The organism is Sphingomonas sp. SFZ2018-12, from assembly GCF_022496715.1.
Classification (GTDB): domain Bacteria; phylum Pseudomonadota; class Alphaproteobacteria; order Sphingomonadales; family Sphingomonadaceae; genus Sphingomonas.
Map to the genome: position 1 here is coordinate 60001 of NZ_WTFM01000005.1, position 18649 is coordinate 78649.

General features: G+C 69.1%; 20 protein-coding genes and 1 tRNA gene (1 of these 21 cut by a window edge). 6 read left to right on the plus strand and 15 right to left on the minus strand.

Annotated features, from left to right (window positions below):
- Nucleotides 1-6 (plus strand) — tRNA-Met (locus tag GO308_RS15615) (it extends 71 nt beyond the left edge of the window).
- 169 nt (nucleotides 7-175) lie between these two features.
- Here GO308_RS15615 and GO308_RS15620 read toward each other — a convergent pair.
- Together GO308_RS15620 and GO308_RS15625 are read right to left on the minus strand one after the other, a co-directional pair.
- Entirely contained in the window at nucleotides 176-676 is a 501-nt protein-coding gene (locus GO308_RS15620; RefSeq protein ID WP_240886093.1) for a DUF302 domain-containing protein, read from the minus strand.
- Nucleotides 660-1841 carry a patatin-like phospholipase family protein gene (locus GO308_RS15625; RefSeq protein ID WP_240886094.1) on the minus strand — a complete coding sequence of 394 codons (1182 nt, stop codon included), beginning with the start codon at nucleotides 1839-1841 and terminating at the stop codon, nucleotides 660-662. The genes GO308_RS15620 and GO308_RS15625 overlap by 17 nt, the downstream gene beginning before the upstream one ends.
- Nucleotides 1842-2012: 171 nt before the next feature.
- Between GO308_RS15625 and GO308_RS15630 the strand changes: the two genes are divergently transcribed.
- Nucleotides 2013-2489 carry a cupin domain-containing protein gene (locus tag GO308_RS15630; protein ID WP_240886095.1) on the plus strand — a complete coding sequence of 159 codons (477 nt, stop codon included), beginning with the start codon at nucleotides 2013-2015 and terminating at the stop codon, nucleotides 2487-2489.
- A gap of 50 nt (nucleotides 2490-2539) precedes the next feature.
- Nucleotides 2540-3724 carry an MFS transporter gene (locus GO308_RS15635; RefSeq protein WP_240886096.1) on the plus strand — a complete coding sequence of 395 codons (1185 nt, stop codon included), beginning with the start codon at nucleotides 2540-2542 and terminating at the stop codon, nucleotides 3722-3724.
- A gap of 27 nt (nucleotides 3725-3751) precedes the next feature.
- Here GO308_RS15635 and GO308_RS15640 read toward each other — a convergent pair whose 3' ends face one another.
- Nucleotides 3752-4963, minus strand: coding sequence for a beta-lactamase family protein (locus GO308_RS15640; RefSeq protein WP_240886097.1), 1212 nt, complete (start codon nucleotides 4961-4963; stop codon nucleotides 3752-3754).
- A gap of 328 nt (nucleotides 4964-5291) precedes the next feature.
- Between GO308_RS15640 and GO308_RS15645 the strand changes: the two genes are divergently transcribed.
- Both GO308_RS15645 and GO308_RS15650 read left to right on the plus strand, forming a co-directional pair.
- A complete protein-coding gene (locus tag GO308_RS15645; protein ID WP_240886098.1) occupies nucleotides 5292-6815 on the plus strand; it encodes a permease in 1524 nt (507 codons plus the stop codon).
- The gene (locus GO308_RS15650; protein ID WP_240886099.1) at nucleotides 6812-7831 is read left to right on the plus strand and encodes a serine hydrolase; all 1020 of its coding nucleotides are present in this window, start codon (nucleotides 6812-6814) and stop codon (nucleotides 7829-7831) included. The genes GO308_RS15645 and GO308_RS15650 overlap by 4 nt, the downstream gene beginning before the upstream one ends.
- Nucleotides 7832-7849: 18 nt before the next feature.
- Here the strand turns inward: GO308_RS15650 and dacB are convergent, their stop codons facing one another.
- The 9 genes from dacB to GO308_RS15695 all read right to left on the minus strand — a co-directional run bounded on the left by dacB (nucleotide 7850) and on the right by GO308_RS15695 (nucleotide 16235).
- A complete protein-coding gene (dacB, locus tag GO308_RS15655) occupies nucleotides 7850-9310 on the minus strand; it encodes a D-alanyl-D-alanine carboxypeptidase/D-alanyl-D-alanine-endopeptidase (protein ID WP_240886100.1) in 1461 nt (486 codons plus the stop codon).
- Nucleotides 9307-10551, minus strand: coding sequence for a dicarboxylate/amino acid:cation symporter (locus GO308_RS15660; protein ID WP_240886101.1), 1245 nt, complete (start codon nucleotides 10549-10551; stop codon nucleotides 9307-9309). Before GO308_RS15660 ends, dacB begins: the two co-directional genes overlap by 4 nt.
- Nucleotides 10551-11576 carry an N-acetyl-D-Glu racemase DgcA gene (dgcA, locus tag GO308_RS15665; protein ID WP_240886102.1) on the minus strand — a complete coding sequence of 342 codons (1026 nt, stop codon included), beginning with the start codon at nucleotides 11574-11576 and terminating at the stop codon, nucleotides 10551-10553. The genes GO308_RS15660 and dgcA overlap by 1 nt, the downstream gene beginning before the upstream one ends.
- Nucleotides 11534-12568, minus strand: coding sequence for an N-acetyltransferase DgcN (dgcN, locus tag GO308_RS15670; protein ID WP_066479040.1), 1035 nt, complete (start codon nucleotides 12566-12568; stop codon nucleotides 11534-11536). The genes dgcA and dgcN overlap by 43 nt, the downstream gene beginning before the upstream one ends.
- 68 nt (nucleotides 12569-12636) lie before the next feature.
- Entirely contained in the window at nucleotides 12637-13521 is an 885-nt protein-coding gene (locus tag GO308_RS15675) for a LysR family transcriptional regulator (protein WP_066478834.1), read from the minus strand.
- Nucleotides 13522-13573: 52 nt separating this feature from the next.
- Nucleotides 13574-14047 (minus strand): DUF523 domain-containing protein, encoded by a 474-nt coding sequence (locus GO308_RS15680; protein ID WP_240886103.1) that lies wholly within the window; start codon nucleotides 14045-14047, stop codon nucleotides 13574-13576.
- Entirely contained in the window at nucleotides 14044-14925 is an 882-nt protein-coding gene (locus GO308_RS15685) for an alpha/beta hydrolase (protein WP_240886104.1), read from the minus strand. The genes GO308_RS15680 and GO308_RS15685 overlap by 4 nt, the downstream gene beginning before the upstream one ends.
- 80 nt (nucleotides 14926-15005) lie before the next feature.
- Complete coding sequence (locus GO308_RS15690; RefSeq protein WP_240886105.1) at nucleotides 15006-15905, minus strand: pirin family protein; 900 nt, start codon at nucleotides 15903-15905, stop codon at nucleotides 15006-15008.
- 18 nt (nucleotides 15906-15923) lie between these two features.
- Nucleotides 15924-16235 carry a BolA family protein gene (locus GO308_RS15695; protein WP_066479037.1) on the minus strand — a complete coding sequence of 104 codons (312 nt, stop codon included), beginning with the start codon at nucleotides 16233-16235 and terminating at the stop codon, nucleotides 15924-15926.
- Between the two features lie 111 nt (nucleotides 16236-16346).
- Here GO308_RS15695 and GO308_RS15700 point away from each other — a divergent pair, with 111 nt between their 5' ends.
- Nucleotides 16347-16886, plus strand: a complete 540-nt coding sequence (locus tag GO308_RS15700; protein WP_240886106.1) for a J domain-containing protein — start codon at nucleotides 16347-16349, stop codon at nucleotides 16884-16886.
- On the opposite strand, the gene GO308_RS15705 is transcribed toward GO308_RS15700, so the two are convergent.
- The 3 genes from GO308_RS15705 to GO308_RS15715 are packed head-to-tail and all read right to left on the minus strand — an operon-like array spanning nucleotide 16869 to nucleotide 18644.
- Entirely contained in the window at nucleotides 16869-17342 is a 474-nt protein-coding gene (locus GO308_RS15705; RefSeq protein WP_066478817.1) for an SRPBCC domain-containing protein, read from the minus strand. The genes GO308_RS15700 and GO308_RS15705 overlap by 18 nt on opposite strands.
- 12 nt (nucleotides 17343-17354) lie before the next feature.
- Entirely contained in the window at nucleotides 17355-17834 is a 480-nt protein-coding gene (locus tag GO308_RS15710; RefSeq protein ID WP_240886107.1) for a VOC family protein, read from the minus strand.
- Nucleotides 17835-17837: 3 nt separating this feature from the next.
- Complete coding sequence (locus GO308_RS15715; protein WP_240886108.1) at nucleotides 17838-18644, minus strand: VOC family protein; 807 nt, start codon at nucleotides 18642-18644, stop codon at nucleotides 17838-17840.
- Nucleotides 18645-18649 lie beyond the last annotated feature (5 nt).

Here is an 18649-nt window from a genome sequence, read left to right on the forward strand (position 1 = left end):
CAACCAGTCAAAAGCCCGTCAAACCCATGGTTTGGCGGGCTTTTCTGTGTCTGCGGCGGGCGCCGTCCCGACATCGCCGAGGTGGTGATCTGCCTTCCGGCCTGTGACCTTAGGTTTCGGCGGTGACGCGGTTCGCGGATGACGGGGCCGCGGGCGTCGCGTGCCCTCCGGCACGTCAGGGTAGCGGCGCGCCGGCGGCAATGTGCGCAATCGCCGTAGCGGTGCGATCGGCGATGGCAACTTCGCCGGCGATGCCCATGGCGCCATAGCGTGACGCGATCGCCGCGAAATCGGGCCAGGCAATCGTTACCCGACCGTCGATGTCCGTGACCAGCATCCGCACCGGCCAATCTAGTCCCGCGAGCGGCGCGGCTGCCAGGAATGTCAGGCCATGTGCGGGATTGCCGAACAGGATCAGGGTCGACGGCGCGATCGGCACCCCGGCCTCCGGCCCCAGCGCGGACTGGTCGATCGTCGCGAACAGGCGGATGCCGCGCCGTGCCACCTCGCGCTCGATTGCGCCGACCGTCGCGTCATGGCCATGCGTGCTTGCCAGCACGCGGATGCCCTCGGGCCGCCCGGTTCGGTCGTTCGCCGCCCCCGTCAGCACGAACAGGGCGCCGAGCGCACCGACGCCGGCGCGCGCGGCCCCGCGACGATCAACGGGCGTGGCCATCGGGCATCATCTCGCCCGCGCTCGCTTCGTGCAGGATGAACCCTTCGAGCGGATCGACATCCTCGTGCCAAGGCTGCTTGTTCAGCACGCGCATCGTGTCGGCATAGCCACGTTCCCAACGCGCGCGAATCGACGCTTCGCTGAAATCGATATCCTTGGAATGGTCTTCGCCATAAAGCGGCGGCGCGAGCAGGCGGACGACGTGCATCCGCGTCACGCAGCCATAGGCGGCGAGTGCGGCCACTTCGGGAGTCTGGCGCTGATCGGGCGGAAGCCGGTCGACCAGGTCGGAAATCACATGGCGCAGCTTGTGGATCTGGCGCTGGCGAAAAATGTGCGCGTCCGACCGGCTGGCATATTGGATGTCCTTCTGCCGGGTGATGACCTTCCAGATCGTGTCGGGCTCGGTTCCCTGGGGATTCCAGATGTGGACCGCGAAGACCAGGCTGCTGCGTCGCGGATGATCGTCGAACACCGCTTCGACCGGGGTATTGGATACGATGCCGCCGTCCCAGAACAGCTCGCCGTCGATGCGGATCGCCGGAAACGCCGGCGGCAGCGCGCCCGATGCCAGGATGTGCTTGAGCTCAAGCGGGGTGTCGCGGCTGTCGAAATAGCGCATCACCCCCGTCGCCACCGCCGCCGCGCCGACCGTGATGCGCGGGGCACCGCGGTTGAGCAGGTCGAAGTCGATCAGCTCACTGAGCGTCGCAGCAAGCGGCGCGGTGGAATAATAGCCGGCATCCTCCGGCCCGAGCGGCGTATGCGCGCCGAAGAATGCGAGCGGATTGGGCGTGAAGAAGCCCGGCAGGCCCCCGGTCACGGTGGCGGCATAACCCCCAAGCGCGCCGAGCATCGGCCAGCCGTTCAGCATTTCCGTCCACGGGCCATAGCGCACCCGCTTCCAGAATTCGGTGATCCGGTCGAGCCGGTCGCTGGGCGGGCTGCCAGCGATCAGGGCTGCGTTGATCGCGCCGATCGATGTGCCGATGACCCAGTCCGGCGCGATGCCGGCTTCGTGCATCGCCTGATACACGCCCGCCTGGTACGCGCCGAGCGCGCCGCCGCCCTGAAGCACCAGCACCACCTGGCCACAGGCATCGGGGATGCGGACCGGGCCGTGGGGCGGCACCGCGGTCGCGGCAGTATCATGGGGCGTTTTCATGGTCATCCCTCACGCGTTTCAAGCCATTAACGTACTCCTGCTCGCACTCGCAGCACCAATATCCGAAAGCTATCGAAACGATGCGATCATGGCATTGTGCATCGCACAAAGTAGACGGCACTCTGGCCGGCGATGCGGGGTATGTCGCCCCGCCTGGAATGGAGGGTTCCAATGAAACTCACGCTTTTGAGCCTGCGCGGCGCGATGACCGCCGGACTTCTGGTCGGGTTCGGTGCGGCCCCGGCGGTCGCCGGCACCTGCCCGGCGGGCAAGGCGGGCATCGACGTGATGAAGCCGTCGGACGCACCGGCGAGCGGCGTCACCGACACGGTGCTGTCGTCGATTGATCTGGCAAAGGAGCCGGTCGCCGTCGATGGCCGGATGCTGCGGCTGCGCCGGCTGACGGTCGCGCCGGGCGGCGTCGTCCCCTATCACAGCCACGGCAACCGGCCGGCGATCATCCACGTCGTCTCGGGCACGATCACCGAATATGCCAGCACCTGCGCGGTGCCGATCGTTCACAAGGCCGGCGAGAGCGTCGCCGAACTCAACAAGACATCGCATTGGTGGCGCAACACCGGCAAGGTGCCGGTCGTGCTGCTTGCCAGCGACTTCTTCCCGGTCGACGGCGATCCGAAGGCGATGTGATCGCGGGCGGCGGCCGCAACCGGTCGTCGCGCCATCCAGGGGAAATCGTCATGCCGATGATGTCGCGCGACCAGGTGCCGTCCTGGTTCATCGCCGGGATGGCGATCGTCACGCTGATCGACCTGTTTGCGACGCAGGCGATCCTGCCCGCGATCGCGGCGCGATTTTCCGTCGCGCCGGCGACCGCGGGCATTGCCGTCAACGCCAGCACGCTGGGCATGGCGGCCGGCGGACTGGCGATCGGCCTGCTGGGCGACCGGGTTGATCGCCGTCGCGGCGTCGTCATCGCGCTGGCGCTGCTCACGATCCCGACCGCGTTGCTGGCGATCGCGCCCAATCTGGTCGCATTCGGCCTGTTGCGGATCGCACAGGGTGTGTTGATGTCGATCGCCTTTGCCCTGGCGGTCGCGTTTCTGGGCGAACGCTGGGGCGGCATGCGCACGGCGGGCGCGATGGCGGCCTATGTCACCGGGAATATCGCCAGCAACCTGCTGGGCCGCGTCACCGCGTCGGTCGGGGTCAGCGTTTTCGGATCGCACAACAGTTTTCTCCTGTTCGCCGCGGTAAACCTGGCCGGCGCGGTCTGGGTCGCGCAGATGCTGAAGCGGGTCGGCGCGCCGGAGGCGGTCGGCCCCGCAATGCCGGGGATGTCGGTGTCGCTGCTGCGCGACGCGCGACTGTTCTGCGCGCTGCTGGTCGGGTTCATGCTGCTGTTCGCATTTATCGGCGTGTTCACCTTTGTCGGCTTTGAACTGGTCAAGCCGCATCTCGCGCTGTCGATGGCGCAATCCAGCTTCGTCTATCTGGTCTTCGTGCCGTCGATTTTCCTGACGACGCGTTTCGGGCAGCTGGCGGGTCGCATCGGGGTCGACCGTGCGATGATCGTCGCGCTGGCGGTGGCGCTGGTCGGGCTGGTCTTCATGATCCCCCAGACGTTCGTCGCGTTGATGGCGGGCCTGACCCTGTTCGCGGTCGGCACCTTCGGCGCGCAGGCGATCGCCACCGGCCATGTCGCGCGGGTCGGTGCCGCCAATCGCGCGCAGGCGAGCGGGGCCTATCTCGCCGCCTATTTTACCGGGGGGCTGGTCGGCACGCTGTTGCTGGGGCTGGTCTATGCCCGGGCGGGCTGGCTCGCGGTGATTGCGTCATCGGCGGTGGCGCTGGTCATCGCTGCGCTCGGGGCGCTGCGCTTCGTCGATTCGCGGACGATGACTGCCGCACCGGAGATGGGCTGAACGCGCTCCAAGGGGAGGTTGGCTGGATCAGTCGCCGGGACGGGCGAGCTGCTCCTCGATCTCGGCATAGGCGGAACGCTTGCCCGCGGTGCGCGGCGCGTCGGTCACGAAATAGACGACCCCGTCATCATTTTCGGGATCGATCCACAACCCCGACAACAGCCCATAGGCATCGCCGGCATGCCCGAACCGGCGCACCCCGTCGCCGAACGGATCGTCGCGACAGCCGGGCGCAGGGGTGGCGAGCGTGGCGACCGCCAGGCCATAGCTGCACATGAAACCGCTGTCGGGGGCGTCGGGCTCGGTATCGCTGCCGGTCAGCCCTTCGCCGGCCCCGTGCATCCATTGCGGGCGGATCATCTCGCGCACCGATTTCGCGCTGAGCAACCTGACGCCTTCGACCTCGCCGTGGCGGAGGAGGAGTCGACCGATCCGCGCCAGCCCGCGCGCCGAGATGCGCAGGCCCCCCTGGGGCGAGAAGATCGCGCCGTTGCGCCCGGGCTGCCAGCGCGACAGGTCGCAGCTGCCGTCGCGCGCCGGTGTAACGGGGCATTCGGGCCGCCCGCCCTGATGATCGTCGCGCACCGGCTTGCGGTCACGGTACAGCACGACCGCGCGCGCCGTCGTCGCGTCGCTGCAGCTGGCCCAGTTGTAGCACCCGTCGATACCCAGCGGGCGGAGCACGAGCCGGTCCATCAGGCGGTCGAACCGTTCTCCGGTCGCGCGCTCCATCACGGCGGCGACGACCGGAAAGTTCAGATTGGCGTAGCGGAAATAGCTGCCCGGCGGGTGCGCGGCATCCCAGGCGCCGGGATCGGCGAGCACGGAGGCCAAATCGGCGTCGAGCGGCAGGACATAATCGATCCCGTCGGTGATGCCGGCGCGATGCGACAACAGCAGGCGCAGCGTCACCGGCCGGTCGGGAAAGGCGGGGTTGCGCACCCGCCAGCCCAGCACGTCGTCGACATCGGCGTCGAGGTCGAGCGTGCCCGCCTCGACCAGGCGCATCACCGCGATCGCGACGACGAGTTTCGAGATCGACGCGACGCGGACCGGGTCGTCCGCCGTCACCGGTCGCCGGGTCGCGAGATCCGCGAAGCCGCTGGTCGTCACCTCATTCTCGCCGTTCCGGTCGAACGTGACCCGTACGGTGGCCACGGGATGTCTGGCCTCGGCCGGAGCGGGGGCGACCTGCGCGGCCGGCAGCGTCCGGAGAAGGGCGATCGCGGAAAGGGGCATCATGCGTCAGCTTAGCTCGTCATCGCGCCCAGGCAATCGGCGTTGCGCATCAGGGTCGCGGCCAGGCGCGGGATCGTTTCCGTTTGGCGATCCATAACCGCTCGTCATGGCGCGCGGGCCGGGCTCGGCGCGCTTCTCCCGACACTGGACCCTGCTGCCTGCGCGCGAAATCGGGAAATCTTGCACGCCCTGGCGGTCGGTGCGCGAATCCCGGCGCGCGGCGAGGCGGTTCGGCGGCGCTCGCGCCGCAAAGGTCGGTGCTTGACCCCGCACCCGAGACAATGGTTCTTCGGGCGATGATGACGCCCCCTGCCTCGCACAGCCAGACGTGACCGATCACGCGCTGACCGCCGATCCTGCCACGGCATCGGGCCGCGTGCCGCTGCGCCGGATGGCGCTGTACGGCATGCTGGGTTTTTCCGCCGGGCTGCCCTTCTACATGTTTTCGACCGTGCTCGCGCTGCGGCTGACCGAACATGGCGTCGGGCTGGTCGTCATCGGCTTCTTCGCCTGGGTGACGTTGCTCCCGACCTTCAAGTTCCTGTGGGCGCCATTGCTCGATCGTTACGACGTGCCCGGCTTCGGGCGCTATTGGGGCAAAAGGCGGGGCTGGATCATGCTGTCGCAGCTCGGCATCTTCACCGCGATGGCGGCGATGGCGCTGACCTCCGGCGATGCGAGCCTGGGCATCACCGCGCTGTTCGCGGTGCTGCTCGCCTTCTGGACGACGACGCTCGAGGTTGCGGCCGATGCCTGGCGTATCGAGCTCGCGCCCACCCAGGATGAACAGGGGCCGATCGTCGCCGCCAATCTTTGGGGGTATCGCAGCGCGATGGTCGCGGCGGGCAGCGGTGCGCTGCTCATCGCGGATGGCACCGGCTGGACGGCGGCCTATCTGGCGATTGCGGTCGCGGCGTTTGCTCCCTTCCCGCTGCTGGTCGCCATGCGTGCGGACGAGGAAGGTGGCCGACAGGCGGGCAATCGCTGGTCGGCGCTGGTGGCGGGGCTGGTGGCGAGCATCGTGATCCTCGCGATCGCGTGCGTCGTGACGGCCGGCATCGGCTGGCTGTTGCTCGGCGCGGCGGCGGGGATCGGCATCACCGCCGACACCAATGTCACTCCCTATGTGCTGGCCATCTGCATGCTGCCGTTCGTAGCGATGGCGCTGGCGGTGCCGCGCCTTCGCCAATTGCCGTTCAGCCATCCGGCGCGACGATCGGCGGTGATCGGGCCCTATGTCGATTTCTTCTGGCGCTATGCCTATGGCGCGATCGTCCTCATGGCGTTCGTCTCGATCTATCGGATGGGCGACGTGCTGGCGTTGCAGCTTTCCAAGCCGATGATCCGGGGGCTCGGCTATTCGTTGAGCGAGATCGGCCGGGCCGACAGCATCGTCGCGCTCCTCGCCAGCATGATCGGGGTCGGGCTTGGCGGGTGGATGGTGACGCGCTGGCCGATGGGACAGTCGCTCGCGATCGGCGCGGTATTCGCGGCGCTCGGCAATTTCGGTTTTGTCTGGCTGGCATATCAGGTCCCGACCGAGCCGATGCTGTATCTGGCCACCGCCGCCGACCAGTTCGGCAACGGCATGGCCGGCGCGGTGTACGTCGTTTACCTCTCGCTGCTGGTCAACCCGCGCTACCCCGGCGCGCAATATGCGTTCCTGTCAGGCTTTACCTTTCTGCTGCCGCGCCTGCTCGCGGGTGCGGGGGGCGGCATGGTCCAGTCGATCGGCTACAACAACTTCTTCGCATTGTCCGGGGCGGTCAGCCTGGCTGCCATCGCCTTCCTGCCGGTGATCACGCGCCTTCGCCCCCGGCCCGACGACCATCCGGAGGCGGTGGCCGGGTGATCGCGCAGCTTGCCGATGCGGCGTTCGCGCCCGCCCGCGCCAGCGTGGAGGCAGGGCGTATTCCCGGCGCGACCCTGGGCATCGTCAGCGCCGACGGTCGCCGCGCGGTGCGCCTGACCGGGCTCGCGGCGCGGGTGCCCGAACCGGAGGCGCTGACGATCGACCACTGGTTCGACCTTGCGTCGGTCAGCAAGGTGATCGCGACGACGATGATGATCCTCTCGCTCGCCGAACAGGGGCGGATCGACCTCGACCGGCCGCTGACCGATGCGATTCCCGATCTGCGCCAGTACGACGTCGCCCATGCCGCGGAACGCCGGCTGACCTTCCGCGATTGTCTCTCGCACCGCACCTTCCTGCCCGCGGTCGAGCCGATCTATACCTATGGCGACGATCCGGCCCGGCTGCGCGCCTTCATCCTCCAGCGCGAGTGGCGGCAGGGCCCGGCGGTCTATTCCGACATCAACTACCTGTTGCTCGGCATCGCGATCGAGCGGGTGACGGGCGCGCCGCTGTCCGCCTGGCCGCTGGGCGAGGGGCTGAGTTACGGCCCGCCGCCGGGGCCGGCGGTGGCGACCGAGCATTGCCGCTGGCGTGACCGCATGCTGAAGGGCGAGGTGCATGATGAGAACGCCGCCGCACTGGGGGGGGCGCCGGGCCATGCCGGGCTGTTCGGCACGGTCGCCGGGGTGCTCGACTTCGCCGCCGGGCTGCTCGACGGGACGGGCGCGTCGCCCTTCGTGCTGGACGCGATCCGCACGCGCGTAGCGGGGGACCGCACCTGCGGCTGGGAGCGGCGCTTTGCCGGCTGGTCGGGGGGTGATGCCTGTTCGGACGCGACGATCGGGCACACCGGCTTTACCGGCACTGGCCTCTGGATCGACTTCGATCGCGGGCTCGCTTGGACACTGCTGACCAATCGCGTGCACCCGTCGCGCCATGTCGACAGCGGCATCTTCACGCTGCGCCCGGCGACGGGCGATGCGCTGATCGCGGCGTGGGACGACGCGGTCTAGGTCGTCGCTGATCCTTGTTCAGTTCGCCTCGGCGATCGCCACCAGTGCGGCATCCATTGCCGGGGTCGCGCTTCCGCCCGCCGGCACGTCGTTGGCGAAGAGCGCGAACGTCAGCATCCGGCCGCTGCGCGCGACCAGATAGCCCGACAGCGCCCATGTCGCGTTGAGCGACCCTGTCTTGGCAAAAACGCGTCCTTCCAGCGGCGTGCCCTTGAACCGGCGTGCCAGCGTGCCGTCGACCCCGCCGACGGGCAACGTCGCGCGCCAGGTCGCACCCCATGATTGCCCCTCGATCCAGCGCAGCAGCGCGACGGTGCCGCGCGGGGTCATCCGGTTATAGGTCGACATGCCCGACCCATCGGACAACGCGATCGCATCCGCCGCCACGCTCGCGCGGGCCAGCATCGCACGCACCGCCGCCTGTCCGTCGGCGATCGATCCGGTGCCGGCGACGCGCCCGACCCGGCGCAGCATCAACTCGGCATGGACGTTCTGGCTGACCTTGTTGATCGTCGTCGCATCCTCGGTTAGCGGAGGCAGGGCGGTGACCGCGATAGCCGGCTGATCGGGTGCGCGGGGCGGGGGCGCGTTGCCGCGTCGCGCCGGATCGTCGCCAGCGTCGGCGGGGCGATAGCGCGACACGATCTCGCCCGTGATGCGCACGCCACGCGCCTTCAGCATTTCGGCCAGCCGCCACGCCGCATAATGCGCGGGATCGTCGACCCCGACCCGCAGCGTCTCCGGCGCAGCGGCGCTGCCGATCGTACCGGTGATGCGCAGGACGCGCCGGTTGGGCGCGCGGTCATAGCTGAGATCGACCTGATCGCCAGAAACGGTCACGGCGCGGTTGTCGATCGTGAAATAGCCCGATCCGCCGATCGCCGGCGGCTGACCCGACCCGCCGGGCGTCACGCTCAGCGCGGTTTCATGGTCGTCGATGCCCAGCGCGGCGATTCCCGTGCCCGAGCGCGTCGGGATGTTGTTCCAGCTCATCCCCGGCGACCAGCGTTCGTCGGGGAAATAGCTGGCGTCGCCGACCACGTCGCCGACGATGCGAGCGCGCGCCGCGACCGCATCGGCCAGTTCGCTCAGGCACGCGCGCGTGCAGTCGGGCGCGCCGGACAGGAACGGATCGCCGCGCCCCTCCAGCACGACGTCACTGATCCCGCCAGCGCGCGGCGACAGGCGCACCCGCGTGCCCGCCGCCTGGTCGGCGCGGTCGATGGCGGGCAAGGTCGCAAAGGCGGCGGCGGTGGTCACGATCTTGGTATTGGACGCCGGGATGAAACGCTGGCCGGCGTTGATCGCCACGATCTCACGCCCGTCCGGGTCAACCACGAGCAGGCCGAAGCGGGTACCGGGCGGCGCCCCGGCGAACACGCGTTCGACCTGCACGGTCAGCGGCGGCGGGTCCTGCGCGACCGCCACGCCGGTCATGGCCAGCACGCCGATGATCAGCAGGCCGCGGCCGCCCCTCATGCCGCGTTCGCCGCGCGGTAGATATCGGCGTCCAGCTCGCCCTCCCAGCGCGCGACGGTGGTCGCGACGACCAGATTGGCGCTCGCGCTCGGCACGGTGCGTGTCATGTCGAGCAGCCGGTCGAACGGGAGCACGAAGCCGACGACCAGTGCGGTCTGTTCAGGTGCGACGCCCGCCGCCGACAGGACCGCCGCCAGCATGAACAGCGATGCCGACGGCACCGGCGCGGTGCCGAACGCGGCCAGCGCACCGGTCAGCAGCACGACGCCATAGGTTTCCGGGGTCAGCGGCGTGCCGAGCGCCTGCAGCGCGAACATGCTGAGCAGGCCCACATACATGGCTGTGCCGTCCTTGCCGATGCTGGCGCCCAGCGGCAGCACGGTCGAAAAGACGGGCCGCGCGATGCCCAGATTGCGTTCGGCCACCCGCATCGCGACGGGCAGCGTGGCCGAGCTCGACGCGGTCGAGAAGGCGACGACCAGCGCGTCGACGATGCCGCGATAGAAGGGCAGCACGGGCAGGCGCGCGATCACCCGCAGGATCAGGCTGTGGACGATCAGCAGCTGGATCGCGGAGCCCGCGACCACTGCCAGCGCCAGCCAGCCGACATTGACGAACACCGCCGCGCCATTCGCGGCGACCGCATTCGCGATCAGCGCGAAGACCCCGAACGGCGTCGCCTCCATGACGATGCCGACGATGCGCAGCAGCACCGCCGACAGCGACTGGAGCAGGTCGGCGAATGGCTTGCCGGGCGCACCCGCGACGACGGTGCCGACCCCGGTCAGGATCGCGACGAAGATCAGCGCCAGCATGTCGCCCTTTGCCAGCGCGTCGACGATATTGACCGGGATGATCCCGATCAGCTGCTGATAGGGCGTGACCGGATCACCCAGCGCATGGGCCGTGGCCCGCCCGATCGGCGCGCCGATCCCCGGCCCGATCAGGCTGGCGACCAGCATTCCGACCGAAACGGCGATGGCGGTCGTCATCGCGAACAGGGCGATGGTGCGACCACCCAGCCCACCCAGCCGCTTGGGATCGGCCAGCGACGTGATGCCGGCAGCGATGGTGATCAGGACGATCGGCGCGACCAGCATCCGGATGGCGCGGACGAACAGCTCGCCGATGAACGCGACCGCTGGCGTGCCTGCGGGCCAGATCAGGGCAAAGGCGACGCCCAGCACCAGCGCGCCGAGCACGCGTTGCCACAGGGGGATGGCGAACCACGCACGCGCCATCAGGTCGCGATGCCGTTCGCCGCGTCCGTTTCGGTCATTCCGTCCCCCCAGAAGCCCGGTTGCGGCGGCAGCATGATCCCGTGCCGGTCGGTGACGCCGCCGGGCCGATCCTCCCGGAGCCAGACCGGCCCGTCAAGGTCGACGAACGCACAGCGTCCCGCAATGTGCAGCGCAGGCGCGATCGACAGCGAGGACGAGATCATGCACCCGGTCATCAGCGTCAGGCCCCGTGCCTGCGCCGCGTCGGCCAGCGCGATTGCAGCGGTCAATCCGCCGGTCTTGTCCAGCTTGATGTTGACCGCCTGATACCGCCCGGCGATCCGGTCGAGATCGTCGGCGACGTGCACTGCTTCGTCGGCACAGATCGGCACGGCCGGCGTGAAGCCCGCGAGCCAGGCGTCGGCATCCGCCGCCACCGGCTGTTCGACGAGATCGGTACCGAGTTCGACCAACGGCAGCTGCATCGCGCGGAGCAGTTCCTCGTCCCAGCTTTCGTTGGGGTCGACGATCAGCCGCGGGCCCGGTGCAGCGGCGCGCACGGCGCGCAATCGCGCGACCGGATCATCGGCGTCCACCTTGACCTTGATCAGCGGCGCGCCGGCGACCTTGGCGGCGGCGGCGGCCATCGCGTCGGGCGTGTCGATCCCGATGGTGAGCGCGCTGGCGGTCGGCCCCGGCGGTGCCACGCCCGTCAGCTCGGCGACGGATCGACCGCGAGCGCGGGCCTCGAGGTCCCAGAGCGCGCAATCGACCGCATTTCGCGCCGCGCCCGGCGGCATCAATGCCAGCAGGTCATGCGGGCCTGCGCCTGCCTCGATCGCCGGCCGGACACGGTCGATCGCGGCGAGCGCGGCGTCGATCGATTCGCCGTAGCGGGCATAGGGCACCCCCTCGCCACGCCCGACATGGCTGCCGTCACGCACCGAGACCGTCACGACTTCGGCGACGGTCTTGACCCCGCGGGCGATGCGGAAGGGCCGGGCTAGCGCGAAGCGATCGTGCTGCGCGCGTAGGATGCGTGGCATAGGAGCTCGTCGATGATCGCGTCGACCCCGAAAGCGATCGGGTCGGTGCAGGGCAGGCCGATGCGATCCGCGGTCGCGTGGCACAGGCGTTGCGCCTCGCCACGGTCCATCGCCGAGGTGTTGAGACAGATGCCGACCGCGCGCACCGCCGGGCTGGTCAGGCGCGCGACGTTGAGGTTGGCGGCGAGGCATTCGGCCAGGTCCGGCAGCGCGCGGCCGGGCAATCCGCGCATGAACGGGCGCGACGGATCGTGGCACATCACGATCGCCTCGGGCTGCGCGCCGTGGAGCAGGCCCGTCGAAACCCCGGCAAAGGACGGGTGGAACAGCGAGCCCTGGCCCTCGATCACGTCCCAGCCGTCATCGTCGCGCGCGGGTGCCAGCTGCTCGATCGCGCCGGCGATGAAATCGGCGACCACGGCATCGACCGGGACACCCGCGCCCGCGATCAGGATGCCGGTCTGGCCGGTCGCGCGGAAATCGGCGGGCAGGCCGCGTTCGCGAAGCGCCTGGGTCAGCGCGAGCGAGGCATACATCTTGCCGACCGAACAATCGGTGCCGACGGTCAGCAGCCGGTGGCCCGCCCGCGCCTCACCGGTACCGACCGGCAGGCCCGGCGGCGGATCGCGCACATCGAACAGCGCGAGGCCACGCTCGGCCGCGAGCGCCGCCAGTCGGGGTTCGTCGCGCAGGCGGTGGTGCAGGCCCGATGCGACGTTCATCCCCACCTCGAGCGCTGCCGCGGCATCTTCGACCAGCGCGGCGTCCATCCGGCCGCCGGCATTGGCCACGCCCAGCACCAGCGTGCGCGCGCCCGCCATCGCGGCTTCGATCATGTTCAGGCGGGGCAGCCCCAGCGTCAGCGGACAGTCGTCGTGGCGGAATTCGCCGACGCAATCCTCGGGGCGAAACGTGGCCAGCCCCCGCGACGTCTTGATCCCGACGGGATCGGTGCTGTGACCGAGATAGAGGAGATAGGGTGCCGGGATCATCGCGAATTGACGTAACATCGGGACCGGCGGGCGCATTATAGCAAGTGCACGCGTGCCATAGATTGATGTTATGGGGCGACCATGACCTGAGCGACGGTTTTCAGGAATTCGGTCGCGAGCGCGGTCGGCGGGCGGTTCTGCAGAAACATCGCGTGGACATCAAAGCCGATGCTCGGCTTCAACGGCCGCATCGCCAGCCCCGGCGCCATCGCCGCGCGCGCGGTGAAGCTGTCGACCACCGTGATCCCGACGCCACGGCGGACCAGTGCGGTGGCGATGTAGAAGGTCCGCGCCGAAATCACTTCGTTGAGCTCGAGCCCCAGCCGCTCGACCTCATGGGTGAAGCGCAGCCCGATCGGACCGCTCGACGCCAGGCTGATGAACGGGCGGCCGCTGAGCTGCTGCAGTTCGATTTCCTCGGGCGCGTCGGGCATGTCCTGTTCACGATAGAGCACGACCAGCGAGCCCTCGCCGAGCCGCCGGCTGCCGATCGGCGCGGCGGGCGGCACCTCGAACGCGATGGCGAGGTCGCTCTCGCGCTCATAGAGCTTGCGCAGCAGATCGTCGTGATGGATCGTCTGCAGGTCGAACTTCACATTGGGATGGCGGCGCAGGAATTCGGTGACGGCGTTCGGCAACGCATCCAACGCCAGCGAAGGCAGGGCCGACACGCGCAGCATGCCCGACACGCCACGTTTCAGGTTGCGCCCCGCCTCACGCAGCGCGTGAACGCGATCCTGAATCTCGCCCACTTCGACGAACAGGCTGTGCGCATCCTCGGTCGCCACCAGCCGGCCGTTGGTCCGCTGAAACAACGGAAAACCGAGCAGCGATTCGGCGTGGCGCAGCGTCTTCGACACCGATGGCTGCGACACGTTGAGCGCGCGCGCCGCCGCGCTGACCGACCCGTTGACATAGACCGCGTGAAAAATCTCGATGTGGCGCAGGTTCATGCTGCCACCCTATCGTGCTTTGCACGATGCGCAATTTCCGTGCGGCGGGGTGTCAGCGCGGCGTCGCGGCAAGGGCAGCGTCCAGGGCATCGATCTGGTCCTCGCCGAACACGCGGATACCGTTGGCGGACAACAGTTCGGCGGTGATCCCCATGCCCGGAACCCGCCGCCCGGTGAAGCTGCCATCACCGATCTGAACGGACCCGCAGGACGGGCTCCCCTGCTTCAGCAATGCGAACCGACAGCCCCGGCTGCGCGCAAGCACGAGCGCCGCGTGCGCACCGGCATCGAACGCGCCGGTCACGTCGTCGCCGGCATCATCGACCACGCGCTCGCCTTGCCGCTCGGCGGGGCGGCGCGGCACGCCGAGCCCCCCGGCCAGTTCGGGGCAGATCGTCACCAGCCGCCCTTCGCGCCGCCAGCGCTCGATCCGGGGGTCGTCGACCGTCTTCGCCGCGCCGTCATACCGCACCGGCTGGCCGAGCAGGCAGGCCGACACCAGGATGCGCGGGGGCGGCGCGGTCACAGCCAGTCGCGGATCGCCCGGTTGACCTCGTCGGGGGCCTCCCATGGTATGAAGTGGCCCGCATCCACGCGCACCAGCGTCAGGTCGGGGACCAGCGCCTCCAGCCCGTCGAGCTGGACGGGCAGCAGCGCCGCGTCGCGGACACCCCAGATGACCAGCGTGCGCTGGGTGACCGGCGGGAAGGGGGCGTGGAGAAAGGCCGGCCCGTCGCATTGCTCGTCGGTCGCCGGGACTTCGAGCGCGCTGGCGCGATACCAGTTGAGCATGGCGGTGATCGCGCCGGGTTGCGACCATTCGTCGAGATATGCGGCCTTTTCGGGGGCGAGCCGGGCAAGGTCGGCATGACGCGCGAAGGACGTGTCGAAGAACGCATCCAGGCCGATGCCTTCGATGTGCGCTTCCAGGCTGGCATTGCGGAATGCGCGGATATACTGGCTGGCGGCGCGCTGCGCCGGGTCGTGGATCAGCGTGCGCTGGAAAATGAGCGGATGGGGTGCGTTCAGGATGATGAGCTGGCTCACCCGGTCCGGCCGCTTGAGTGCAGCCATCCACGAGGCCGCGCCGCCCCAGTCGTGGCCGACGAGCGTGAAGCGATCGAGGCCGAAATGGTCGGCCAGCGCGATCAGGTCGGCGACGACCTTGTCGGGGGCATAGGCGCTGATCTCGGCCGGCTTATCCGATCGCGCAAAGCCGCGCTGATCCGGCGCGATCACGAAATGGTCGCGCGCGAATTCGGGCAGCTGGTGCCGCCAGGTGCGGTGCGATTCGGGAAAGCCGTGCAGGAAGATCATCGCCGGATGTGCCGGATCGCCGCCGGTCCACACGTCGAGCGCGACGCCGGTCGGCAGTGCGATACGGTCGTGCTTTAACTCGGACATCCCATTTCCCCCGACGGCCATGTTCGACGCCGCACGCTATGCCGACGCCCGGGCTCTCCGGCAAGCGCGGTCGGGGGGGATCAGGGATAGCTGACGGTCTTGGGCACTTCGGGGACCGGGATGAATTCCTGATCGTCGCCCGGAACCTTTGGAAAGCGGTCGGCCTTCCAGTCCTCTTTGGCCTGATTGATCCGGTCGCGGCTCGACGACACGAAATTCCACCAGACGTGACGCGGCGTCGCGAACGCCTCACCCCCGCAAAGCATGACGCGTCCGCCCCGTTCGGAGCGCAGCGTCATCGCCGCACCCGGCCGCAGGACGTACAGCGTCTGCGGCTCCAGCGTCATGCCGTCGAGCGTGGCGTCGCCCATCGCGACATAGACCGCGCGTTCGTCCGCATCGGCGTCAATCGGCACCACGCCGCCCGCGTCCAGCTCGATATCGGCATAGATGGTCCCGGCATAGGTGGTGGTCGGCGCCGGCGTGCCCCACAGGCTGCCCATGATCACGCGCGCGCTCACCCCGGCACCGGTCACGATCGGCAGATCGTCGGCACCGACATGCTCGAACGCCGGGTCCATTTCCTCGAAGCGTTCGGGCAGCGCGATCCAGGTCTGGATGCCCGACAGCGCGGGCCCCTGCGCGCGCTGGTCGGCCGGCGACCGTTCGGAATGGACGATGCCATGACCGGCGGTCATCAGATTGACCGCACCGGGATCGATCCGCGCCACTGTGCCCAGCGAATCGCGATGGTCGATCGCCCCGTCGAACAGATAGGTGACGGTGGCCAGGTTGATATGCGGGTGGGGACGCACGTCGATTCCCTCGCCGACCGCCAGGTGCGCCGGGCCCATCTGGTCGAAGAAGATGAACGGCCCGACCATGGTGCGCGGCCGTGAGGGCAGGGTGCGATGCACCTTGAACCCGCCCAGGTCGTGCGTGGTCGGATGGATGACGTGGATGACCGGGTCCTCAGTCACGGCAATTCCTTTCGGGCTTCACGCGTCGGCGGGGGCGGTGGCACGGATGGCGAGCGCGTGGATGCGCGTTGCGAGCAGGTCGGCGAGCGCGTGATTGACCATGCGCTGGCGTTCGACGCGCGATTTGCCGGCAAAGGCGGGGCTTTCGATCGTCACCGAAAAATGGCTCTCCCCGCTGCCGTCATCGCCCATGTGGCCGGCGTGCTGCGCGCTGTCGTTGCTGACATGCAGCCGTGTCGGGTCGAGCGCGGCGGTCAGGCGCCGGGCGATCGTGTCGGCCAGTGGGATCGCGTCGGGAATTGCGGCGGGGGCGGTGGCGGCATCGGTCATCGCGCCTATATAAGCCATTTTTGCAGAATGTGAGGGTCAGGCGTGGCGCGGGATGAGCGCAGGGAACGGCCGGGCACCCGGTTTCACGGCCGGGTCGAGGCGAACGGAAGGATGTGCGCGCATCCGGGTTGCGACCAGCCCGGCGAGTTTCGTGCGCCGCTGGCCGATGGCCTGCCGGGCGATCAGCCGGGGCGTTACCGCTGGCTGTGCCTGGAGCATGTCCGCGCCTTCAATGCCGGCTACAATTATTTCGCTGGAATGACCGCGGAGGAAATCCACGACGCCCAGCGGCCCTATGCCGGGTGGGAGCGCGAAACGCGCGCCTTTGCGGCGACCGGCGGCGCCGATCGCCCGCCGCGCTGGGCGGATTATTCCGACCCGATCGACGCGATCGGCGCGCGGTTCCGCGACGGGCTGGCCAACGCGCGCGCGCGCAGCGACGGCAGGCCCCTGACCCCGCAGGAGCGATCCGCACTCAAGATCCTGGGCCTAGACGCCGATTGCGACCGCCGCGCGCTGCGCCAGCGGTACAGCGAGCTCGTCCGCAAGTTCCATCCCGACCGCAATGGCGGCGACCGCAGCCACGAACGCGCGCTGCAGGCGGTGATCGAGGCGTATCAGCGGCTCAAGGGCTCACCCGCTTTCGCATAGCGCCTTGAGCTGGTCCGCGCACACGCCCCAGCCCTGCTCGAACCCCATTTCGGCGTGGCGCCGGGCCGTGTCCTCGTCCCAGTGACGCGCGGTTGCGGTATAGCGTGTGCCGTCGCCCTCGGGCGCGATTTCCCAGGATCCGAGCATGAAGGGACCTGCCGGCATGTAGCTGCCGTCGGGGGCGAGCACGAAGGCGTCGGTCGACACGAAGCGCACGCCCGGCACCACCTCCAGGAAAATGCCCTCGTGCGGGTGCACCTCTCCGTCCGGACCGTGCATGACCGTCAGGGTGCGCCCGCCCGCGCGCCAGTCCTGCTCGACGATCTCGACCCGCCAGGGCAGCGGACACCACCATTCGGTCTGGCGCCGGGTCATCGCATCCCATACCCGTTCGGGCGGCGCGGCGATGAAGCGCGTGACGCCCATTTGCCAGCTATTTTCTGCGGTTGCCGTCATCGTCTTCCTTCCTCAACCCGCAATCGCGGCTTCGATCGCGGCGACATCGATCCTGCCCATTTGTGCCATCGCGTCGAAGGCGCGCTTGGCGACGGCCGGGTCGTCATGGGTGATTGCGTCCATCAGCACGCGGGGCGTGATCTGCCACGAATGACCCCAGCGGTCCTTGCACCAGCCGCAGGCGCTTTCCTGTCCGCCGTTGCTCACGATGGCATCCCAGTAGCGGTCGGTTTCCGCCTGGTCGGCGGTCAGCACCATGAAGCTAACCGCTTCGTTGGGCTTGAACAGATCGCCGCCATTCAGGCCGATGAAATCGCGCCCGCACACGGTGAACTCGACCGTCATCTCGTCGCCGGCGCTGCCGCCCGGCGAATCGGACGGCTGGACGCTGGCGCGGCCGACCCGGCTGTCGGGAAAGACGCTGGCGTAGAACTCGGCGGCCCTGCGCGCCTCGCCGCGATCATACCACAGGCAGTTGACCAGCTGGCCCATGGCTCAACCCTTCCTGCTGCCGACCAGGCCGAAGACGGCGCCGGCGGGATCGGTGGCGACGAGCGAATAGTCACCGCTTGGAATCTCGATCGGCGGCTGGACGATCCCGCCCCCGCTCGCACCGATCAGCGCGGCGGCGGCGTCGATGTCGGGCACGCGGAAGTAGAAGGTCCAGTGCGGCATCGGCACGCCGGGCATCATCGGCATCACCGCGCCGAGAATCCCCCGGCCCATCGGCGATCCGTCCGGGGCATGGCCGGTGTGGCGCAGGAACTCGTATGTTCCCATGTCGCCCAGCGCCATCTCGCCGTCCTTCACCCAGCCGAAGCGCGCGCCGTAAAAGGCCTTGGCCGCGGCGGGATCGCTCGTCGACAGCTCGTTCCACGCGCAATGGCCGGGGCGCGGTTTGTCGTAGGAAAAGGCCACACTCTCGCCGCCTTCGACCGCGCCCTTCATCACGTAGAGCGGCGCGCCCTGCGGGTCGGCAACCAGGGCCATGCGGCCGACGCCGGGAATGTCCCACGGCGGCTGGTGGACCGCGCCGCCGCCCTGCCTGAACGCGTCAGCCATCGCGTCGACATCATCGACGCCGACATAGCCGAGCCACGCGGGCGGCATCGCCATCCCGTCGGGCATCCGCATCAGCCCGGCGACATCGCCATCGGCGGTCGCCGCCAGCCGGTAGTCCATGTCGGGCATGCCCGCGCTGCGCACCGCCCAGCCGAGCAGAGGGGCATAGAAGGCCTGCGCCGAGTCGGCGTCGGGCGTGATCAGTTCGTACCAGATGAAGTCGCCATGAAGGTTTGCCATCGCCT